Genomic DNA, 19,704 nt, shown 5'->3' on the forward strand with positions numbered 1-19,704 from the left:
CAGCAGCTTCAGGTTCGCGACCGCGACGGCTGCCGCCACCGGGTGGCCCGAGTACGTGAGGCCGTGGTTGAATTCGCCGTTGTCGATGATCGGCCGCGCCACCCGCTCGTGAATGCCGACGGCCCCCATCGGCACGTAGCCCGACGTGAGGCCCTTGGCCATCGTGATCAGGTCCGGCTCGAAGCCGAAGTGCTGGTGCGCGAACCATTCGCCGGTGCGCCCGAAGCCGCCGATCACTTCGTCGGCCACCAGCAGGATGTCGTACTTGCGGCAGATCCGCTGGATTTCCGGCCAGTACGTCGACGGCGGGAAGATCACGCCGCCCGCGCCCTGGAACGGCTCGCCGATGAAGGCCGCGACGTTTTCCGCGCCGAGTTCGAGGATCTTCGCCTCGAGCTGCTGCGCGCGGGCCAGGCCGAACGCTTCCGGCGTTTCGCCGGCCGCCGCCTCGCCGAAGAAATACGGCTGGTCGATGTGCACGATGTGCTCGACCTTCGACGGCATCTGCTCGTGCATGTAGCCCATCCCGCCGAGCGTGCCGCCCGCGATCGTCGAGCCGTGGTAGCCGTTCTTGCGCGAGATCACGACCTTCTTCTGCGGCTGGCCCTGCACGCGCCAGTACTGGTGCACGAGACGCAGCACGGTATCGTTGCCTTCCGAGCCGCTGTTGCAATAGAAGAAGTGGTTGAAGCCCTTCGGCGTGACTTCCGCGAGCATCGCGGAGAGTTCGATCACCGGCGGGTGCGTGGTCTTGAAGAAGGTGTTGTAGAACGGCAGTTCCTGGATCTGGCGATACGCGGCGTCGGCGAGTTCCTTGCGGCCGTAGCCGACGTTCACGCACCAGAGGCCGGCCATCCCGTCGATGACCTTGTTGCCGTCCGAGTCCCACAGGTAGACGCCGTCGGCCTTCACGATCACGCGGCTGCCCGCGCGGTTCAGCGCGCCCATGTCCGAGAACGGGTGGATGTGGTGCGCGGCGTCGAGCGCGCGGTATTCGGCGGTCGAATGCGGTGAGAAGGCTTCGTTTCGATCGGTCATGTTTCCTCCGGATAACGCTGCCGTACGCTCAGACGTGCAGCAGCAGATGCCTGCGCTCCCACGAGCTGATCACGCGGAAAAACGCTTCGTATTCGGTGTCCTTCAGCGCCAGGTAGGCCTTCACGAACTTGTCGCCGAGAATGCCGGCCAGCGGCGTGCACGCCGCCATCAGCGAGATCCCCTCCTCGAGATTGCGCGGCAGCTGGTACGGCAGGTTGTAGCCGTCCGACGCGATCGGCTCGGTCGGCGCGAGCTGCTGCGACAAACCGAGATAGCCGGCGGCGAGCGTCGCCGCGAACGCGAGGTACGGGTTGCAGTCGACACCCGGAATCCGGTTCTCGATGCGGCGCGCCGATGCGCCCGACTGCGGGATGCGGAAGCCGACCGTGCGGTTGTCGTAGCCCCACTGCACGTTGATCGGCGCGGCCATGAAGCGCGACAGGCGGCGATACGAGTTGATGTACGGCGCGAAGATCGGCATCAGCGCCGGCGTGTACTTCTGCAGCCCCGCGAGATAGCTGTGGAACATCGGCGACACGGCGCCGTCTTCGCCCGAGAACAGGTTGCGCCCCGTGCGCGCGTCGGCCAGGCTCTGGTGGATGTGCATCGCCGAGCCCGGCTCGTCCTGCATCGGCTTCGCCATGAAGGTCGCGTACATGTTGTGGCGCAACGCGGCCTCGCGCACCGTGCGCTTGAACAGGAACACCTGGTCGGCCAGCGACAGCGCATCGCCGTGCACGAAGTTGATCTCCATCTGCGCGGCGCCGACTTCATGGATCAGCGTCTCGATATCGAGCCCCTGCATCTCGCAGTATTCGTAGATGTCCTCGAACAGTGAATCGAACTCGTTGACGGCCTCGATCGAATACGACTGCCGGCCGGTTTCGGCACGCCCGGTGCGGCCGACCGGCGGACGCAGCGGCAGGTCCGGATCGGCGTTCATGTCGACCAGATAGAACTCGAGCTCGGGCGCAACGACCGGCTGCCAGCCTTTCGCCTTGTACAGGTCGAGCACACGGCGCAGCACGTAGCGCGGCGAGATCTCGACCGGCGAGCCGTCGAAGTGCACGCAATCGTGGATCACCTGCGCGGTCGGATCGACGGCCCACGGAATCAGGCAGATCGTCGACGGATCGGGCACGCACACCATGTCGGGATCGGTCACGCCGGTCAGCGTGCCGTCCTCCGGATAGTCGCCGGTGACGGTCTGCACCATCACGGCCTGCGGCAAGCGCATCGATTCGCCGGATTCGAACTTGTTGCGCGGAATGATCTTGCCGCGCGCGATGCCGGCCATGTCGGGAATGATCGCCTCGACCTCGGTGATGCGGTGCTGTCGCAGGAATTCGCTCAGTTCGGGTTGCATGATCGGCCTCTGTCAGTCGACGTCGGATGCGGCCGGCGACGGCATCGCGCCGCCGGCCGCATGAATGCGATGGGTCATGCGCGCGCGGCACGCCGCGCCGAATGCCGCGAAGATGTCGCGCGACAGCGGCTGTTCCGCGTAGCGCCATTCGGGATGCCACTGCACGCCGAGCGCGAACGCACGCGCGCCGCGCACGCTGACGGCCTCGACCAGCCCGTCGGGCGCGCTGGCTTCGACGACGAGCCCCGCGCCGAGCTGCGCGATGCCCTGGTCGTGCAGCGAATTGACCGTCGCTTCAGGTGCGCCGTGCGCGATCCGCTGCAGCGGGCCGCCCGGCGCGAACTGCACGACGTGCGCGGGGCCGTACTGCCGTTCGAGCGGATCGGCCGGCCGCTCGCGGTGATCGTCGAAGCCGGTCGTCGCGTGCAGCCGCTGATGCAGCGTGCCGCCGTAGGCAACGTTCAGCTCCTGCATGCCGCGACAGATCGCGAGTACGGGCACGCCCGCGTCGATCGCCGCGCGGATCAGCGGCAGCGCGGTCGCATCGCGCGCGGGATCGTGCAGCGTGTCGGGCGCGCTCGCGGCACCGCCGTAATGATGCGGCTCGACGTTCGAATAACTGCCGGTCAACAGCAACCCGTCGACCGCCTCGACGATCGCATCGGCCGGCTGGCGCGCGCCGAGCGCGGGCAGCACGAAGGCAAGCACGCCCGCGCCGTCGACGAGCGCGGCCAGGTACTTCTCCCCCGCCGTGTGGTTCGGATGCGCACCGCGCAGGATGCGGTCGGCGGTCACGGCTACGATCGGTCGCGCACGCATGGGTGTCTCTCCGGCAATCGCGCGCGACACGTTCGCACGCGGGACGATGAAGGTTCGCGCCGGCACCGCCCGCGCGCACCACGATGCGCCGCATGCCCAAACGCGATCGCGCCGCGCGGACGATGCGGCAACAGGCGGTGCGGCCCGGAACGGACGTGGAAAGGGACGCTAGGGCAACAACGATGCGCTGCCGTCGCACTGCACCGCGCTGAACACGCGGGCAGCCACGAGGTTGAAGCGGCGCAGGCCGCGACGGGAAATGGCGAAGAAACGAGGTTCGCGCAAAGAGGCGGCACGCGTGCCGCGATCAGCATGCCGGATCGGCCCGGCCTGAGGCGGCGCGCCCGCCGACGGACTTCGCGTCCGGCGTATCGAAGGGCTGGCGGCTTTCACGATCGTACTCGACTGACGGATGAATGCAGGACACGTGTCGCGATGAAGCGCATGCGGCAATGCCGCGCGGCGACACGTCGGCAAGGTGTCTCGCCGCGCATTCCGGTGCGGTGCGGCCACGATCGATGGCCCGCCGCCGGTGCGCGCGTGACGACTTCCTGACATTCAGCTTATATCACCCAAAAATTGCGTCAAATTTTCAGGTGCGGATGACGACATCGATCAGACGAAACCCGGACGAAAAAAAACGGCACCGATCTCGTGGATCGATGCCGTGTTGTGCATTGCATCGGTGCGGCACGCTGCGTGCCGGCGGGCCGTCACGCACCGGCTCCGCCGCGCTGCCGCATCCGCGCGGCCCGGGTTCAGCGATGCGCGAGCGCGGTTTCGACGAGCGTCTGCAATAGCGGCACAATCCGCGCCGCACGCGTTTCGTCGTACGCGTAGGGGCGCGTCTCTTCCATGTAGGTGATCTGCGAGAGCTCGAGCTGCACGGCCTCGACGCCCGTTTCGGGCACGCCGTAGTGGCGCGTGATGTAGCCGCCCTTGAAGCGCCCGTTCGCGACAGCCGTATAGCCGCCATGTTCGAGCACGCGCGCGGCGAGCGCCTCCGCCAGGCCCGGCGCGGCACTTGCACCGCTCGACGTGCCGAAGTTGAAGTCCGGCAGGCGGCCGTCGAAGAAGCGCGGCACGTGCGAGCGGATCGAATGCGCTTCCCACACGAGCACGCGGCCGTGCTCGCGCTTCAGGCGTGCGACCTCGCGTTGCAGCGCGTCGTGATACGGCAGCCAGTAGCGATCGCGGCGACGCATGATCTCGTCGTTGCCGGGCAGCGCGTTCGCCGGATACAGCGGCGCCTTGTCGAACGTATCGACCGGCACGAGCCCCGTCGTGTCCTGCCCCGGGTACAGGTTCTCGTTGTCGGGCGGACGGTTCAGGTCGACGACGTAGCGCGCATGCGACGGGACGAGGATCGATGCGCCGAGGCCGGCCGCGAAGCCGTACAGCCGTTCGAGATGCCAGTCGCAATCGTCGACGAAACGCGCGTCGGCCGTCATCGTCGCGGCGATGTCGTCGGGGATGTACGTGCCTGCGTGCGGAATCGAGATCAGCAGCGGCAGCGTGCCCTGCTTCAGCGTGAATACAGCCGGTTGTTCAGTCATGTCGCATCACCGTTGAAAGTCTGCCGGCGCACGCAGGCGGCGCGCGCCGGTTGCCGCGCGTCAGCGCAGCAGTTGCGCCAGCGCGGCGCGGTAGTCGGCATACGCGACGGCTTCGTCGCGATGGCGGCGGCCGCTCACGACGCGCTCGCCGCCCGTGTAGACGTCGAGCACCGGCGTCTCGCCGTGCTCCGCGAACACGATACCCGACAACCACGACGTGCTGTCGTGTTCGGCGATCGCCGGATGATCGGGATCGAGCACGAGCCAGTCGGCGCGGCACCCTTCGCGCAGCGCGCCGACGCGCCGCCCGCTGGCCTGCGCGCCGCCCGTGAGCGACGCGTCGAACAGGCGATCGGCGACATGCGCCTGCGTGTCGCTCGCCAGCACGTTGCGCGCGCGGTGCACGAGCCGTTGCCCGTATTCGAGCAGGCGCAGCTCGGCACGCCAGTCGACCGACGCGTGGCTGTCCGAGCCGACGCCGATCACGCCGCCTTGCGCGAGATAGTCGACGGCCGGGAACACGCCGTCGCCGAGGTTCGCCTCGGTCGTCAGGCACAGGCCGGCGACCGCGCGACGCTGCGCGAGCGCGGCCGTTTCAGCCGCGTCGACGTGCGTCGCGTGCACGAGACACCAGCGTGCGTCGACATCGAAGCGATCGAGCAGCCATTGCACGGGGCGCGCACCGTAGGCACGCACGCAGTCGTCGACTTCGGCCGTCTGCTCGGCGATATGGATATGCACGGGCGCGTCGTCGGGCAGCCCGTCGAGCAGCACGCGCAACCCGTTCTCGGACACCGCGCGCAGCGAGTGCGGCGCGACGCCGTAGCGCAGCCCGCCGTGCTCCGGCGCCGCGCGACGCATCGCGTCGAGCAGCTCGAGCAGGCCGTCGGGCGTATTGATGAAGCGGCGCTGGTCGTCGCGCGGCGGCTTGTTGCCGAAGCCGGCGAACTGGTACGACACGGGCAGCATCGTGATGCCAATGCCGGCCGAGCGCGCGGCGTCGACCACGCGCGTGCCGAGTTCCGCGATCTGCGGATAACGCGAGCCGTCCTGCGCGTGATGCACGTAGTGGAATTCGCACACCGACGTATAGCCGCACTTGAGCATCTCGACGTACAGCCAGCGTGCGATCGCGGCGAGCGCGTCGGGCGTGATCTTCAGCGCGAAGCGGTACATCAGGTCGCGCCAGCTCCAGAAGCTGTCGGCCGGATTCGCGCGGTATTCGGTGAGCCCCGCCATCGCGCGCTGGAACGCGTGCGAATGCAGGTTCGGCATGCCGGGCAGCACCGGCCCGGCCGCACGCGCGACGCCTGCCGGGGCGTCGGTGTCGGGCGTCACGCCGGTCAGCGTGCCGGCCGCGTCCCAGCGCAGCAGCACGTTACGGCGCCAGCCGTCGGGCAGGTACGCATGGTCTGCAAACAACAGGGTGTCGGTCATAAGGCTATCTATCCATTCATCCGGCGAAACACGGTCGTGCCGCCGCGTACGACCTGCTCGCACAGCGGCCGGCCGATCCAGTAGGCGAGCTCCGCCAGCGAGCCGACCGACCATGCGGCGAAGTCGGCCTGGCGACCGACCTCGAGCGCACCGTGGCGATCCGCGCGGCCGAGCGCCGCGGCCGCGTGGCGCGTCACGCCCTGCAGCACTTCGGGCACCGTCATGCGGAACAGCGTGCAGCCCATGTTCAACGTCAGCAGCAGCGATTCGAGCGGCGACGTGCCGGGGTTGTGATCGGTCGCGAGCGCGATCGGCACGCCGTGCTTGCGCAGCAGCTCGATCGGCGGCAGTTGCGTCTCGCGGATGAAGTAGTACGCGCCGGGCAACAGCACGGCGACCGTGCCGGCCGCCTTCATCGCCTCGATGCCGGCCTCGTCGAGGAATTCGAGGTGGTCGGCGGACAGTGCCCGATAGCGGGCGGCGAGCGCCGTGCCGCCCGCGTTCGACAATTGCTCCGCATGCAGCTTCACGGGCAGCCCGCGCCGCGTCGCGGCTTCGAACACGCGCTCGGTCTGGGCGAGCGAAAAGCCGATGCGTTCGCAGAACACGTCGACCGCGTCGACGAGCCCCTCGTCGGCCAGCGCCGGCAGCATCCGGTCGCACACTTCGTCGATGTATTCGTCCGCGCGGCCCGCATATTCCGGCGGCAGCGCATGCGCGCCGAGGAACGTCGTGTAGACCGTGACCGGGAAGCGCTCGCCGAGCTGGCGCGCGACACGCAGCATCTTGCGTTCGCTCGCGAGGTCGAGCCCGTAGCCCGACTTGATCTCGATCGCGGTCACGCCTTCGGCCAGCAGCGGCTGCAGCCGCGCGGCGGCCTGCACGAACAGCGTCGTCTCGTCGGCCGCGCGCGTCGCGCGCACCGTCGACACGATCCCGCCGCCCCGCCGCGCGATCTCCTCGTAGCTGACGCCCGCGAGGCGCTGCGCGAATTCGTCGGCACGTGTGCCGCCGTACACGAGGTGCGTATGGCAGTCGACGAGGCCCGGCGTCACCCACGCGCCGTGCAGATCCTCGCGCCGCCAGTGGGCATAACCATGCGGCAGCGCGGACATCGCGCCGAGCCAGGCGATCGTGCCGGTTTCGTCGACGGCGATCGCCGCGTCGTCGATCGTCTCGTCAGGATGGCCGTGCGGACACAGCCTCAGGTGATGCCAGACAGTCGGTTTCATGCGTTCAGTCTCGTTCGCCGATGGCGAGCGACACGGCGAGCAACGCGCCGCTACCGCTCACGACGACGTCAAACGCACGCCGCGGCCCGTCGAGCCGCAACGTGTCCATTTCTTCCAGTGTGTAGCGCGTGCCGTCGATTTCAACGGCGACCTCGCCGGCCGCGCAAAACAACAGCACGGTATCGGCGTGCCCGATGCGGTGCGCGCCTGCGCGCCACACGTCGAGCGTGCCGCGCGCGGCCGAACGGCGCGTCATCAGGTTGAAGTCGCGCGTCGCGCCGTCGTGCAGCGTCGCGTCGATCGCCGCCTCGCCCGCGAAATCCGCGCGGGCCAGCGGTGCGTCGAGCACGTGGCGTGCGCCGCCTTCCTCGGCGAGCGTCATGCCCGCGCCGGACAGCAGCACGAGCGTGCGGTCGACGCCGTCGAAACGCGAGAACGGGCCGTCCGTGCCGACGTCCGCGACGCTCACGCGCCACGCGAACGCGTCGAGCGCGGCGCCCGGCGGCGCCCCGAAGGAAGTCCCCGTGGGGGAAAACGCCGCGATTTCGCGCGTCACGCCGCCGCCGTTCTTCCATGGCGACGCGACGAGGTCCGCTGCGCGGATCACCGCGGCGGCCAGCGTCGCGTTCGCCGGCGCCTGGTGGAGCGCCGTCATGCTCAGCGGCCGAGCATCGGCAGCTTCAGGCCGGCTTCGCGGGCCGTCTGCTGCGCGAGTTCGTAGCCGGCATCCGCATGGCGCATCACGCCCGTCGCCGGGTCGTTCAGCAGCACGCGGCCGAGACGCTCGTGCGCTTCGGCGGTACCGTCGGCGACGATCACGACGCCCGAGTGCTGCGAGAAGCCCATGCCGACGCCGCCGCCATGGTGCAGCGACACCCACGATGCGCCGCCCGCGGTGTTCAGCAGCGCGTTCAGCAGCGGCCAGTCGCTCACGGCGTCCGAACCGTCCTTCATCGATTCCGTCTCGCGGTTCGGGCTCGCGACCGAACCGGTGTCGAGGTGGTCGCGGCCGATCACGATCGGGGCCTTCAGTTCGCCGTTCTTGACCATCTCGTTGAACGCCTGGCCGAGGCGATAACGATCCTTCACGCCGACCCAGCAGATCCGCGCCGGCAGGCCCTGGAACGCGATGCGCTCACGCGCCATGTCGAGCCAGTTGTGCAGGTGCGGATCGTCGGGGATCAGCTCCTTCACCTTCTGGTCGGTCTTGTAGATGTCTTCCGGATCGCCCGACAGCGCGACCCAGCGGAACGGGCCCTTGCCTTCGCAGAACAGCGGGCGGATATAGGCCGGCACGAAGCCCGGGAAGTCGAACGCGTTCTCGACACCCATTTCCAGCGCCATCTGGCGGATGTTGTTGCCGTAGTCGAGCGTCGCCGCGCCGCGCTCCTGCAGCGCCAGCATCGCGCGCACCTGGACGGCCATCGACTGCTTCGCGACCTTCACGATGCTCTGCGGATCGACCTTCTGCGCTTCGCGCCATTGCGCGACGGTCCAGCCTTGCGGCAGGTAGCCGTTGATCGGGTCGTGCGCGCTCGTCTGATCGGTCACGCAATCCGGCGTGATGCCGCGCGTGACGAGTTCCGCGAACACGTCGGCCGCGTTGCCGAGCAGGCCGACCGACACCGGCTTGTCGGTGCGCTTCGCTTCCTCGATCATGCCGAGCGCCTCGTCGAGCGTCGTCGCCTTCTTGTCGACGTAGCGCGTCTTCAGGCGGAAGTCGATGCGCGTCTCGTCGCATTCGACCGCGATCATCGAGAAGCCGGCCATCGTCGCGGCCAGCGGCTGCGCGCCGCCCATGCCGCCGAGGCCGCCCGTCAGGATCCAGCGGCCCGACGGATCGCCGTTGAAGTGCTGGTTCGCGACCGAGAAGAACGTTTCATAGGTGCCCTGAACGATGCCCTGGCTGCCGATGTAGATCCAGCTGCCGGCCGTCATCTGGCCGTACATCATCAGGCCCTTGCGGTCGAGCTCGTGGAAGTGGTCCCAGTTCGCCCAGTGCGGCACGAGGTTCGAGTTGGCCAGCAGCACGCGCGGCGCATCCTTGTGCGTGCGGAACACACCGACCGGCTTGCCCGACTGGATCAGCAGCGTTTCGTTTTCCTCGAGATCCTTCAGCGACGCGAGGATCTGGTCGTAGCATTCCCAGTTGCGCGCCGCACGGCCGATGCCGCCGTACACGACGAGCGCGTGCGGATGCTCGGCGACTTCCGGGTCGAGGTTGTTCTGGATCATCCGGTAGGCCGCTTCGGCCAGCCAGGTCTTGCAGACTTTCTCGCTGCCGCGCGGCGCGCGGATCGTGCGCGTCGGATCGAGACGGGGATCGATGTGTTTCGGATGGTTCATGACGACTGCTCCCGAGGGAAATGAATATCAAATAGGAATCAGAAATGCCCGGTGAAGCGATAACGGCTGCCGGGATGCCACAGATTCGCCACCGAGGCGACGACGCCCTGCGACCAGGTGCGCCGATGTAAAACCAGACACGGCTCGACGTCGTCCATCCGCAGCTGCTCGCGCCGCTCCGGCGCCGGGGCCGCCGCTTCGATCCGGTACTCGACGCGCTGCAGCGGAGCCGCGCGCATCAGGTACAGGTTCGGCGTCGTGTTCGTGAAATCCTGCTCGGCGTAATCCGGCGCGACCGCCGGATTCACCCACCGCTCTTCGAGCTGCACCGGCTCGTCGTTCTCGAAATGCAGCACCTGCGAATGAAACAGCTTCGTGCGCACGGCTACCTGCATCTCGTCGGCGAGCACCTCGTCGGCGCGGATCGTGTCGAGGCCGAGCACGCTCGCGCGATACGCATGCCCGCGCGCGCCGACCTCCTCCGAGATGCTGCGGATCGCCACCAGCGTCGACTCGTACTTCGGCCGCGCGACGTAGGTGCCCGCGCCCTTCATGCGCGTGAGCACCTGCTCGGCCGTCAACTCGCGCAGCGCGCGGTTGACGGTCATGCGCGCCACCTTGAACTCGCGCGCCAGCTCGTTCTCGGACGGCACCTGGTCGCCCTCCTCCCACTCGCCTGCGTGGATGCGGGCCAGGATGAAATCCTTGATCTCCTGGTAGACCGGCGCGCTCATGGGCTTACTGTTCCGACGCGAACGAGAACGGCGCGACCTTCGCGAACGCACGCTCGCCGACCAGCTTCGCGATCACCGCGATGTCCGGTGCGAAGTAGTGGTCGAGCTCGTAGTGCGCGACCTTGCCGCGGATCGTTTCCATCACGGGCGCGAGCTTCGGGCTCGTGTGGTGCGGCGCGCGCAGGTCGACACCCTGGGCGGCGGCCAGCAGTTCGATCGCGAGGATGTGCTTCGTGTTGTCCGCGATGTCGGCGAGCTTGCGTGCGGCGAACGTCGCCATCGACACGTGGTCTTCCTGGTTCGCCGAGGTCGGCAGCGAGTCGACCGACGCCGGGTGCGCGAGCGTCTTGTTTTCCGATGCGAGTGCGGCGGCCGTCACGTGGGCGATCATGAAGCCCGAGTTCACGCCGCCGTCCCGCACGAGGAACGGGGGCAGGCCCGACAGCGTCGCGTCGATCAGCAGCGCGATGCGGCGTTCGGCCAGCGCGCCGATTTCCGATGCGGCCAGTGCGAGGTTGTCGGCCGCGAACGCGACGGGCTCGGCATGGAAGTTGCCGCCCGACAGCACTTCGCCGGTATCCGGGAAGATCAGCGGGTTGTCCGACACGGCGTTCGCTTCGATCAGCAGCACGTCGGCCGCGTGACGCATCTGGTCCAGGCACGCGCCCATCACCTGCGGCTGGCAGCGCAGGCTGTACGGGTCCTGCACCTTGTCGCAATCGCGGTGCGACTGGTTGATCGGCGAGCCTTCGAGCAGCTCGCGATACGACGCTGCCGCGTCGATCTGGCCTTGATGGCCGCGCAGTTCATGAATGCGTGCGTCGAACGGCTTCACCGAGCCGGCGGCCGCGTCGACCGACAGCGCGCCCGCGACGAGCGCGGTGCGGTACAGGTCTTCGATCGCGAACATGTTGTCGAGCGCGAGCGCGGTGGAAGCCTGCGTGCCGTTCAGCAGCGCGAGGCCTTCCTTCGCCTGCAGCGTCAGCGGCGCGAGACCCGCGACGCGCAGGCCGTCGAGCGCGCTCGCCCGCTCGCCGCGGATGAACACTTCGCCGACGCCCAGCAGCACGGCCGACATGTGCGCGAGCGGCGCGAGGTCGCCCGATGCGCCGACCGAGCCCTTCACCGGGATCAGCGGCAGCACGTCCGCGTTGAACAGCTTGATCAGCGCGTCCATCACTTCGCGGCGGATGCCCGAGTGGCCGCGGCCGAGGCTCGACAGCTTCAGCGCCATCAGCAGGCGCACCGACGAACGTGCCATCGGCTCGCCGACGCCGACCGCGTGCGACAGCACGAGGTTCTTCTGCAGCAGTTCGAGCTGGTCGTGCGGGATGTGCGTGCTCGCCAGGCGGCCGAAGCCCGTGTTGATGCCGTAGGCCGGCTCGCCCTTCGCGGCGATGTCGGCGACGGCCTTCGCGCCGGCGTCGATCTTCGCGAAGCTGGCCGGATCGAGCGCCAGCTGAACGGATTCGCGTGCGATCTGGCGCAGTTGCGGGAGGGTCAGGTGGCCGGGGGTCAACGTAATCATGTGAGCAATCCTGTCTAGACAAGTTCGGAGTGGTTTGAAGTGTAGCCACCTGAACTTGTCTAGACAACCCGTTTTTCACCGATTTCGACTCGGGAGTTTCCCTGATGCCCGGTGTGGCCCGCCGGACCGGTCGGCGGGATCCGGCGCTTAACATATGTTGCAATTATTTTATTTTTGGCAACATACGAATCACCACTCGCCACGGAGCCCGTCATGCCCATCCCGCCCCGTTTCATCGCCCGGTTCATCGCCCGCTTCGGCCGCCCCCTGCTCTTCGCCGCGTGCGCACTCGCATGCGGCGCCTCGTTCGCCGCGGAGCCGCTCTCCGGCACGCTCGAGAAGATCCGGCAAAGCAACCTGATCTCGATCGGCCACCGCGAAACGTCGGTGCCGTTCTCCTACGTCGACGCGAACGGCAAGGTCATCGGCTTCTCGCAGGACCTGTGCGACCGCGTGATCGCCGCCGTGAAGGCGCGCGTCGGCAAGCCCGACCTGCAGGTGCGCTTCATCCCCGTCACGTCGCAGAACCGCATCCCGCTCGTGCAGAACGGCACCGTCGATCTCGAATGCGGCGTCACCACGAACCTTGCGGCGCGTCACGCGCAGGTCGCGTTCTCGACCACCTTCTTCGTCGCGACGACGCGCCTGCTCACGCGCACGAGCTCGGGCATCCGCGACTTCCCCGACCTCGCCGGCAAGACGGTCGTGACGAACCAGGGCACGACGTCCGAGCGCCTGCTGCGCAGGATGAACGAGGAAAGGAAGATGAACATGCAGATCATCAGCGCGAAGGACTACGGCGAAGGACGCCTCACGCTCGAATCGGGCCGCGCGGCCGCGTACATGATGGACGACGTGCTGCTCGCGGGCGTGCGCCAGCTCGCCGCGAAGCCGGCCGACTGGCAGATCGTCGGCACGCCGCAGTCGTCGGAGGCCTACGGATTCATGCTGCGCAAGGACGATCCGCAGTTCAAGGCGCTCGTCGACGGCGTGCTCGTGCAGTCGATGAAGCGCGGCGAGATCGATGCGCTGTACGACAGGTGGTTCATGAAGCCGGTGCCGCCGAAGGGGCTCGCGTTCGACTTCCCGATGAGCGACGTGATCAAGGCGCGCTACGCGGCACCGAACGACGCGCCGCTCGAATGAGCGCCGCGCGCTGACGCCGGCTCACGCACGCGTCCACGCAATGCACGCCGCGTAGTCGGGCGCCGCGTCGAGCCACGCCGCGTCGAACGCCGCGACGCCGGCGGCGGGCGCGGCCGGCTCGACGATCGTCGTCGCAGGGGTCGCGACATCGCGCGGCGGCACGACCGCGAACGCTCGCAACCCGCCGACGATGCCGGTGCCGAGCGCCTTGAGCAGCGCTTCCTTCGCCGCCCACACGCGCATGAACGCCGCCGCGCGCGCGGCGGGCGGCACGCTGTCGAGCCACGCAGCCTCGGCGGGCGCGCAGACTTCGCGCGTCAGCGCACGCCAGTCGGCCGCGCGGTCGCAGCACTCGATATCGACACCGACGCGGCCCGCGGGCGCCCACGCGAGCAATGCGTGATCGCCCGCATGCGACACGTTGAAATCGAGTGACGTCCGATGCGCGGGGGCCGGCGACGGCCGCCCCGATGCGTCGACGACGATCGCGACCGCATGCGGCGCGACACCGAGGGCCGCGCCGAGCACGTCGCGCAGCGCGGCACGCGTCGCGGCGCTGCGTACCGCATCCTCGTGACGCATGAAGCGCGCGGCGCGCGCGCGCTCGTCATCGCTCAGCGCCGCATAGGCCGGCGACGCGAGCGGCACGCTCCAGTCGAAATCGATACGCACGGCCCGCACACCCGCGCGGGCCGCGGCGGGCGGCACATCGAGCGCGTGCACGCGCCATGCGCGGGCGGTATCGGCCGGAGAAGCGGAATCGGACGGAATAGACATCGGTGCGTAGCAGCCTGTGCCGTGAAAGGAAACGCCCGATGTTAATCGATCGCGCCGGCGCACGAACCGGCTTGTGTGCGACTCGCCGCGGCCGCATCGAATCGGGGCGGCTTCATGTGCCGCATGCGAAGGCCGCACACGGCAGCACGCCATGCCCGCGACGCATCGTGCAGCCGCCACGCCTCACCCGTTCGCGGCGACACCCGGCACGCCGCTGCCCGCCCCTCGCCCGCGCGACGCCGGGTGAAGCGCATGCACGTGGCCCGGCGCATCGGCCGGCAGCACGCCGTGCTGCAGCCAGTACAACGCGAGCGGCCACAGCGTGTCGGTGAAACGGCTGTGGAAAAACGCGAAATGGCCGATCGCCTCGACGCCGATATCGGCCGGCGCGATCCGCAGATGCGTGACGTCGCTGCCCGTGTAGTAGCCGACCAGCCGCTCGATCGCCTCGACCGTGCCGAACCCGTCGTCGTCGAGGCCGATCGCGAGCATCGGCGCCGACAGTCCCGCGAAGCGGATGGGCAACGCGGCGCGGCTTGCGGCGGGTTCGGCGAGCAGGCCGCGCGTATAACCATCCTCGAAGCGCGCCTGCGAGCGCACCCACGACAACGCGACGCCGCGCGGCGTGTCCTCCATCCAGCCGAGCCGCTTCGCGGGCACGTAGCCGAACACGGCCGCGAGCAGCGGCATCGCGACATGCCACTTCCACCACATGCGCCGCCGTTCGGCCGGCAGATAATCGCGCCAGTACGCGTACTGCGCGCCGACCGTCACCGCGTGCCGCACGTGTGCGTTCGATGCCGCGAGCCCGAGCGCGAACCCGCCGATGCTGTGCGCGACCACGTCGATCGGCTGGCCCGGAAACGCGTCGTGCGCGTACCGCAGCGCGGCGTCGCAATCGAGCCGCCCCCAGTCGAGCCAGTTCGCGCGCAGCTTCGCGAGCTGCGCCGGGCGCGACCCGCCGATGCCGCGATAGTCGTAGACGAGCACGTCGCGCCCCTGTGAAAACAACCAGGCCGCGAAACGAAAGTAGTAGTCGCAACGCACCGATGTCGCGCAATTGATGACCGTCACGGGCCGCGCGGCACTGCCGCCGCGATGGCGCCATACATGGCCGCGCAATTCGTAGCCGTCGGCCGCGCGCAGCGTCACGGGCTCGGGCGGCAATGCGCCTGCCGCACGGCTGCCCTGCGTCGTCCCGCTGCTTTCGTTCGAAATCGTCATCGAGTCTCCTGTCGGTCCGAGTTAGCGCTTTAGCGCTTACTCGGACCCCATGCTTCGCGGTCGGTCCGAGTTGGCCCTTCAGCGCTTACTCGGGCCCCATGCTTCGCGGTCGGTCCGAGTTGGCCCTTCAGCGCATACTCGGGCCCCATGCTTCGCGGTCGGTCCGAGTTGGCGCCTCAGCCCTTACCCGAACCCCATGCTTCGCGGTCAGCCCCGCGCTCCCCGCGCCAGCCTCCATTGAACTTGACGCGCCCCGCGTTCTCAACCAATCTTGCTGCTCCGTTCGCATGAGTCACGCGCATGTCAACGCCACTCGTCCGTCTCCCGTCGCTCGACCTCGTCCGCGGTTTCGTCGCCGTCGGCCGCCGCATGAGCATCACGCTCGCCGCGCAGGATCTGTGCGTCACGCAATCGGCGGTCAGCCGCCAGGTGCACGCGCTCGAAGCGCATCTCGGCGTCGCGCTGCTGCAGCGCGGCTACCGGAAGATCGCGTTCACGCCGGAAGGCGAGCGGCTGTTTCGCGTCGCCGATGCGGCCCTGCACGGCCTGCAGGACACCGTCGCGTCGCTCGCCGCCGCACGCGAGCGCCAGCCCGTCACGATCACCGCGAGCATCGGCGTCACCGCGCTGTGGTTGCTGCCGCGGCTCGGGCGGCTGCAGGCGCGCCTGCCGGAGATCGACCTGCGCGTCGCCGCGAACGACAAGGTACTCGATTTGCGCGCCGAAGGCATCGACCTCGGCGTCCGCTATTGCCCGCGCGACCGCGCGCCGGCCGGCGCGCTGCACCTGTTCGACGAGATCGTCGTGCCGGTCGCCCATCCCGCGCTCGCCGCGCGGCCCGTCACGAACGCGGCCGCGATCGCCGACCACGTCCTGCTCGAATTCGACGGACCGCCGCAGCCGCAACTGCAATGGCGCACGCACCTGCTCGCGGCCGGGCTCGGCGACGCGCGCCCGAAAGGCGTGCTGCGCTTCAACCAGTACGACCAGGTGATCCAGGCCGCGATCGCGGGCCAGGGCGTCGCGCTCGGGCGGCTCGCGCTCGTCGCGCCGATGCTCGCGGACGGGCGGCTCGCGGTGCTCGGGCCGCACACGCAGGCGCTGTCGGAGGCGTACGGCTACTGGCTGTTCCAGCACGATCCGGCACCACGCCGCGAAGTCGCCGAAGTCCGCGACTGGATGCTCGCCGAAGCAGCCGAATGCGATACCGCAATGCGTGCGCACGATACGGCGTCGGCATAGGCCGGAGCCGGTTCCGCGAATGCCGCCGGCCGCGGCCGGGCACGCCCGCCGGATCCCGCGCGCCCTTCGTCGCATTCCCCGCACGCATGCCAACCTGACCGAATGATCGCTTGAGCGTCGATGGGGCCGATCGTCTAATCGGATCGAGCGCGGCCGTTTTGCCGCGCCCCCATTCCGGAGACACGCATGACCCCGATCGAGCAGGAAGTCCGCCGCCGCTGGCTGCCCGTACTGGCCGGCGGCCTGATCATGGGCGCCGCGCTCGGCATCCGCCACGTGCAGGGCCTGTTCCTCGCGCCGGTGTCGCTCGATCACGGCTGGTCGCGCGAAGCGTTCGGGCTCGCGCTGGCGCTGCAGAACCTGATCTGGGGCGTCGCGCAGCCGTTCACGGGCATGATCGCCGATCGTTTCGGGTCGCTGCGCGTGATCGTCGCCGGGATGCTGCTCTATGCGGCCGGGCTCGTCACGATGGCGCATGCGGCGACGACCGGCATGTTCACTGTCGGTGCCGGGCTCGTGATCGGCATCGCGTTGTCGGGCTCGGCGTTCGCATCGATCTACGGCGCGCTGAGCCGCCTGTTTCCGCCCGACCGGCGCGGCTGGGCGCTCGGCGTCGCAGGCGCGATCGGCGGGCTCGGCCAGTTCTGCATGGTGCCCGTCGCGCAGGAACTGATCGGCGGCATCGGCTGGCGGCATGCGTTCATCGCACTGGCGCTCGTCGCGGTGGTGCTCGCGCCGCTCGCCGTGCTGCTGCGCGACCGGCCCGCGCAGGTTGCCGGCGCCGCCGCCGGCCCCGACCAGTCGATCGGCGAAGCCGTGCGCGAGGCGTTCGCGCATCGCGGCTTCTGGCTGCTGAACGCGGGCTTCTTCGCGTGCGGCTTCCAGCTCGCCTTCATCGCGACGCATCTTCCCGCGTACCTGCTGGATCACGGGCTGCCGGCGCGCCACGCGAGCGTCGCGCTCGCGCTGATCGCGCTGACCAACGTGGCCGGCACCTATGCGTGCGGCCATCTCGGCGGGCTGCTGCGGCGCAAGTACGTGCTGTCGGTGCTGTACCTCGTGCGTGCGCTCACGATGGCCGTGTTCGTCGCCGCGCCGCTGTCGCCCGCGAGCGTCTACGTGTTCGCGGCCGTCATGGGGTTCACGTGGCTCGGCACCGTGCCGCTGACGAACGGCGTGATCTCGCAGGTGTTCGGCGTGCGGTACATCGCGACGCTGTTCGGCTTCGTGTTCTTCGGTCACCAGCTCGGCAGCTTCTTCGGTGTCTGGCTCGGTGCGCTCGTGTACGACGCAACGCATTCGTACATGCCGCTATGGATCGGCTCGATCGCGCTCGGCGTACTCGCGGCGCTGCTGCACCTGCCGATCAACGACGCGCGCGTCGCGCGTCCGGCAGCGGGCAACGCGGCGTGGGCATGATCCGCGCGGCACTGGCCGCCGGCACGCTCGCGTTCGTCGCGTGGTGCGGCGCGGCCTACTTCGATTCGGGCGTCGCGTACGCGCTGCTCGAACACGCCGCGTTCTGCAATTGACGCGGCAACCCGGAGCGGGCGGTCAGCGGCGCTTCGGCAATGCGGCCAGCGCATCGAGCGCGCGGGCACGCGCGGCCGCATGCTCGACGAGCGGCTCCGGATAGTCGACGCCGAGCCGCACGCCTGCTGCTTCGAGTTCCAGCGGCGAGGCCTCCCACGGCGCGTGGATCGATGCGGCGTCGAGGCCGGTCAGCTCGGGCACCCAGCGCCGCACGTACGCACCGTCCGGGTCAAACTTCCGCCCCTGCGCGACCGGATTGAAGATGCGGAAATACGGCGCGGCGTCGGCACCGCAGCCGGCCACCCACTGCCAGCTCGCCGCGTTGTTCGCGGGATCGGCGTCGACCAGCGTGTCCCAGAACCACGTTTCGCCCGCGCGCCAGTCGATCAGCAGATGCTTGATCAGGAACGACGCGACGACCATCCGCACGCGGTTGTGCATCCAGCCGGTCGTCCACAGTTCGCGCAGGCCCGCATCGACGAGCGGATAGCCGGTCAGCCCGCGCTGCCACGCGCGCAGCGCGGCGGGATCGTCGCGCCACGGCATCGCATCGAACTGCGCACGGAAGTTGTCGGTCGCGAGTGCCGGAAAGTGGTACAGCAGCGTGTAGCTGAATTCGCGCCAGCCGAGTTCGCTCAGGAACTTGTCGGCGCCCGCCGCGCATGCCGCGCCGCCGGCCTGCGCGGCGCCCTGCACCGCGTGCCACACCTGTCGCGGCGACACGTTGCCGAAGCGCAGGAACGGCGACAGCCGGCTCGTCGCGGGGCGGTCGGGACGGTCGCGCGCATCCGCGTAATCGGCGAGCGAGGTCGTCAGAAACGCGTCGAGCTGCGCGTGCGCGCCGCCTTCGTCGGGCGCGGGCCACGCGTCGCGCAGGCCGCCGGCCCAATCCGGCGCCGGCGGACGCAACGCCAGCGCATCGAGCGCCAGTGCGCGGTCGCTCACGGCCTTCGGCCAGCGATGAAACCCGATCCGTTCGGGCTCGGGCAGCGGCGCGGCCACCGCGCGATCGCGGCGTGCCGCGCGCCAGTACGCGGTGAACACCTGGTACGGCCCGCCGCTGCCCGTCAGCACCTCCCACGGCTCGTTCAACAGGCTGCCGTTGCTGCTCTCGACCGTGACGCCGCGCGCCTTGAGCGACGCCTTCAGCGCCGCGTCGGCGTCGCGCTGCGGTTGCGCGTAACGACGGTTCCAGTACACCGCTTGCGCACCCGTGTCGTGCACGACGCGTTCGATCTCGCGCGGCGCGTCGCCGCGCAACAGCAGCAGGCGTCCGCCATGACGCGCAAGCGCCGCGTCGAGGCCGGCCAGCGACCCGTGCAGCCACCAGCGCGCCGCGCCGCCGGGCGCGCGCCCGGCGCCGGCGCCCGTATCGTCGACGAATACGCATACGAGCGGCCGGCCCGACGCCACCGCGCGCGTCAGCGCGGGCTGGTCGGTCACGCGCAGATCGTCGCGGAACCAGACGATCGCGGGAGCAACGGACGACTTGGCGGGCACGGGCACCTCGATGACGAAAGCAGGAAGAGACGCGTATTGTCGCGGCTGCGCCGCGCGGTGTCGACGTTCGGCGCGCCGGCGGATCGACGACGGTCACGGCCGTCGCGCCCCCCCTGCCGCCCCCGGTGAAACGCCTTAGTCCATTCCGACGATTCTTCGCCGCATGCGCCGGCCTACGCTCGATGTCGGGTACGCCGCGCGGCACGTGCCGGCCGCTACCGGCACC

16 protein-coding genes are annotated in these 19,704 nt (G+C 69.4%); 3 read left to right on the forward strand and 13 right to left on the reverse strand.

Annotated elements, in window-relative coordinates; all coding sequences use genetic code 11:
- The 10 genes from ABY44_RS20865 to hutH form a co-directional block, all read right to left on the reverse strand.
- Positions 1 to 1,038 (reverse strand): aminotransferase (locus tag ABY44_RS20865; protein WP_431641774.1); only part of this gene is annotated, 1,038 nt, incomplete at its 3' end.
- Positions 1,039 to 1,066: 28 nt separating this feature from the next.
- Complete coding sequence (locus ABY44_RS20870; RefSeq protein ID WP_027786942.1) at positions 1,067 to 2,404, reverse strand: glutamine synthetase family protein; 1,338 nt, start codon at positions 2,402 to 2,404, stop codon at positions 1,067 to 1,069.
- A gap of 12 nt (positions 2,405 to 2,416) precedes the next feature.
- Positions 2,417 to 3,223: a gamma-glutamyl-gamma-aminobutyrate hydrolase family protein gene (locus ABY44_RS20875; RefSeq protein WP_060172977.1), complete on the reverse strand. Its 807-nt coding sequence runs from the start codon at positions 3,221 to 3,223 to the stop codon at positions 2,417 to 2,419.
- Between the two features lie 758 nt (positions 3,224 to 3,981).
- The gene (hutG, locus tag ABY44_RS20880; RefSeq protein ID WP_060172978.1) at positions 3,982 to 4,779 is read right to left on the reverse strand and encodes an N-formylglutamate deformylase; all 798 of its coding nucleotides are present in this window, start codon (positions 4,777 to 4,779) and stop codon (positions 3,982 to 3,984) included.
- Positions 4,780 to 4,839: 60 nt separating this feature from the next.
- Positions 4,840 to 6,216 (reverse strand): formimidoylglutamate deiminase, encoded by a 1,377-nt coding sequence (locus ABY44_RS20885; RefSeq protein ID WP_060172979.1) that lies wholly within the window; start codon positions 6,214 to 6,216, stop codon positions 4,840 to 4,842.
- Between the two features lie 8 nt (positions 6,217 to 6,224).
- Positions 6,225 to 7,448, reverse strand: a complete 1,224-nt coding sequence (hutI, locus tag ABY44_RS20890; RefSeq protein ID WP_060172980.1) for an imidazolonepropionase — start codon at positions 7,446 to 7,448, stop codon at positions 6,225 to 6,227.
- Positions 7,449 to 7,452: 4 nt separating this feature from the next.
- Positions 7,453 to 8,103 carry a HutD/Ves family protein gene (locus ABY44_RS20895; protein WP_060172981.1) on the reverse strand — a complete coding sequence of 217 codons (651 nt, stop codon included), beginning with the start codon at positions 8,101 to 8,103 and terminating at the stop codon, positions 7,453 to 7,455.
- Positions 8,104 to 8,105: 2 nt separating this feature from the next.
- Positions 8,106 to 9,794, reverse strand: coding sequence for a urocanate hydratase (gene hutU / locus ABY44_RS20900; protein WP_060172982.1), 1,689 nt, complete (start codon positions 9,792 to 9,794; stop codon positions 8,106 to 8,108).
- A 38-nt stretch (positions 9,795 to 9,832) separates the two neighbouring features.
- Positions 9,833 to 10,528 carry a histidine utilization repressor gene (hutC, locus tag ABY44_RS20905; protein WP_027786935.1) on the reverse strand — a complete coding sequence of 232 codons (696 nt, stop codon included), beginning with the start codon at positions 10,526 to 10,528 and terminating at the stop codon, positions 9,833 to 9,835.
- A 4-nt stretch (positions 10,529 to 10,532) separates the two neighbouring features.
- Positions 10,533 to 12,056: a histidine ammonia-lyase gene (hutH, locus tag ABY44_RS20910; protein WP_027786934.1), complete on the reverse strand. Its 1,524-nt coding sequence runs from the start codon at positions 12,054 to 12,056 to the stop codon at positions 10,533 to 10,535.
- 213 nt (positions 12,057 to 12,269) lie between these two features.
- On the opposite strand from hutH, the gene ABY44_RS20915 reads away from it, so the two are divergent.
- On the forward strand, positions 12,270 to 13,202 hold the full coding sequence (locus tag ABY44_RS20915; RefSeq protein WP_060172983.1) for a glutamate/aspartate ABC transporter substrate-binding protein: 933 nt from the start codon (positions 12,270 to 12,272) through the stop codon (positions 13,200 to 13,202).
- 21 nt (positions 13,203 to 13,223) lie between these two features.
- Here the strand turns inward: ABY44_RS20915 and ABY44_RS20920 are convergent, their stop codons facing one another.
- Positions 13,224 to 13,979 carry a 4'-phosphopantetheinyl transferase family protein gene (locus ABY44_RS20920; protein ID WP_431641781.1) on the reverse strand — a complete coding sequence of 252 codons (756 nt, stop codon included), beginning with the start codon at positions 13,977 to 13,979 and terminating at the stop codon, positions 13,224 to 13,226.
- A 183-nt stretch (positions 13,980 to 14,162) separates the two neighbouring features.
- On the reverse strand, positions 14,163 to 15,203 hold the full coding sequence (locus ABY44_RS20925; protein WP_060172985.1) for an alpha/beta hydrolase family protein: 1,041 nt from the start codon (positions 15,201 to 15,203) through the stop codon (positions 14,163 to 14,165).
- Positions 15,204 to 15,503: 300 nt separating this feature from the next.
- Between ABY44_RS20925 and ABY44_RS20930 the strand changes: the two genes are divergently transcribed.
- Complete coding sequence (locus ABY44_RS20930) at positions 15,504 to 16,445, forward strand: LysR substrate-binding domain-containing protein (protein WP_060172986.1); 942 nt, start codon at positions 15,504 to 15,506, stop codon at positions 16,443 to 16,445.
- A 186-nt stretch (positions 16,446 to 16,631) separates the two neighbouring features.
- A complete protein-coding gene (locus ABY44_RS20935; protein WP_027786929.1) occupies positions 16,632 to 17,864 on the forward strand; it encodes an MFS transporter in 1,233 nt (410 codons plus the stop codon).
- A 135-nt stretch (positions 17,865 to 17,999) separates the two neighbouring features.
- On the opposite strand, the gene ABY44_RS20940 is transcribed toward ABY44_RS20935, so the two are convergent.
- Positions 18,000 to 19,478 (reverse strand): cryptochrome/photolyase family protein, encoded by a 1,479-nt coding sequence (locus ABY44_RS20940; RefSeq protein ID WP_059693043.1) that lies wholly within the window; start codon positions 19,476 to 19,478, stop codon positions 18,000 to 18,002.
- Positions 19,479 to 19,704 lie beyond the last annotated feature (226 nt).

Source organism: Burkholderia sp. ZZQ-2, from assembly GCF_050768715.1.
Lineage (GTDB): Bacteria > Pseudomonadota > Gammaproteobacteria > Burkholderiales > Burkholderiaceae > Burkholderia > Burkholderia cepacia.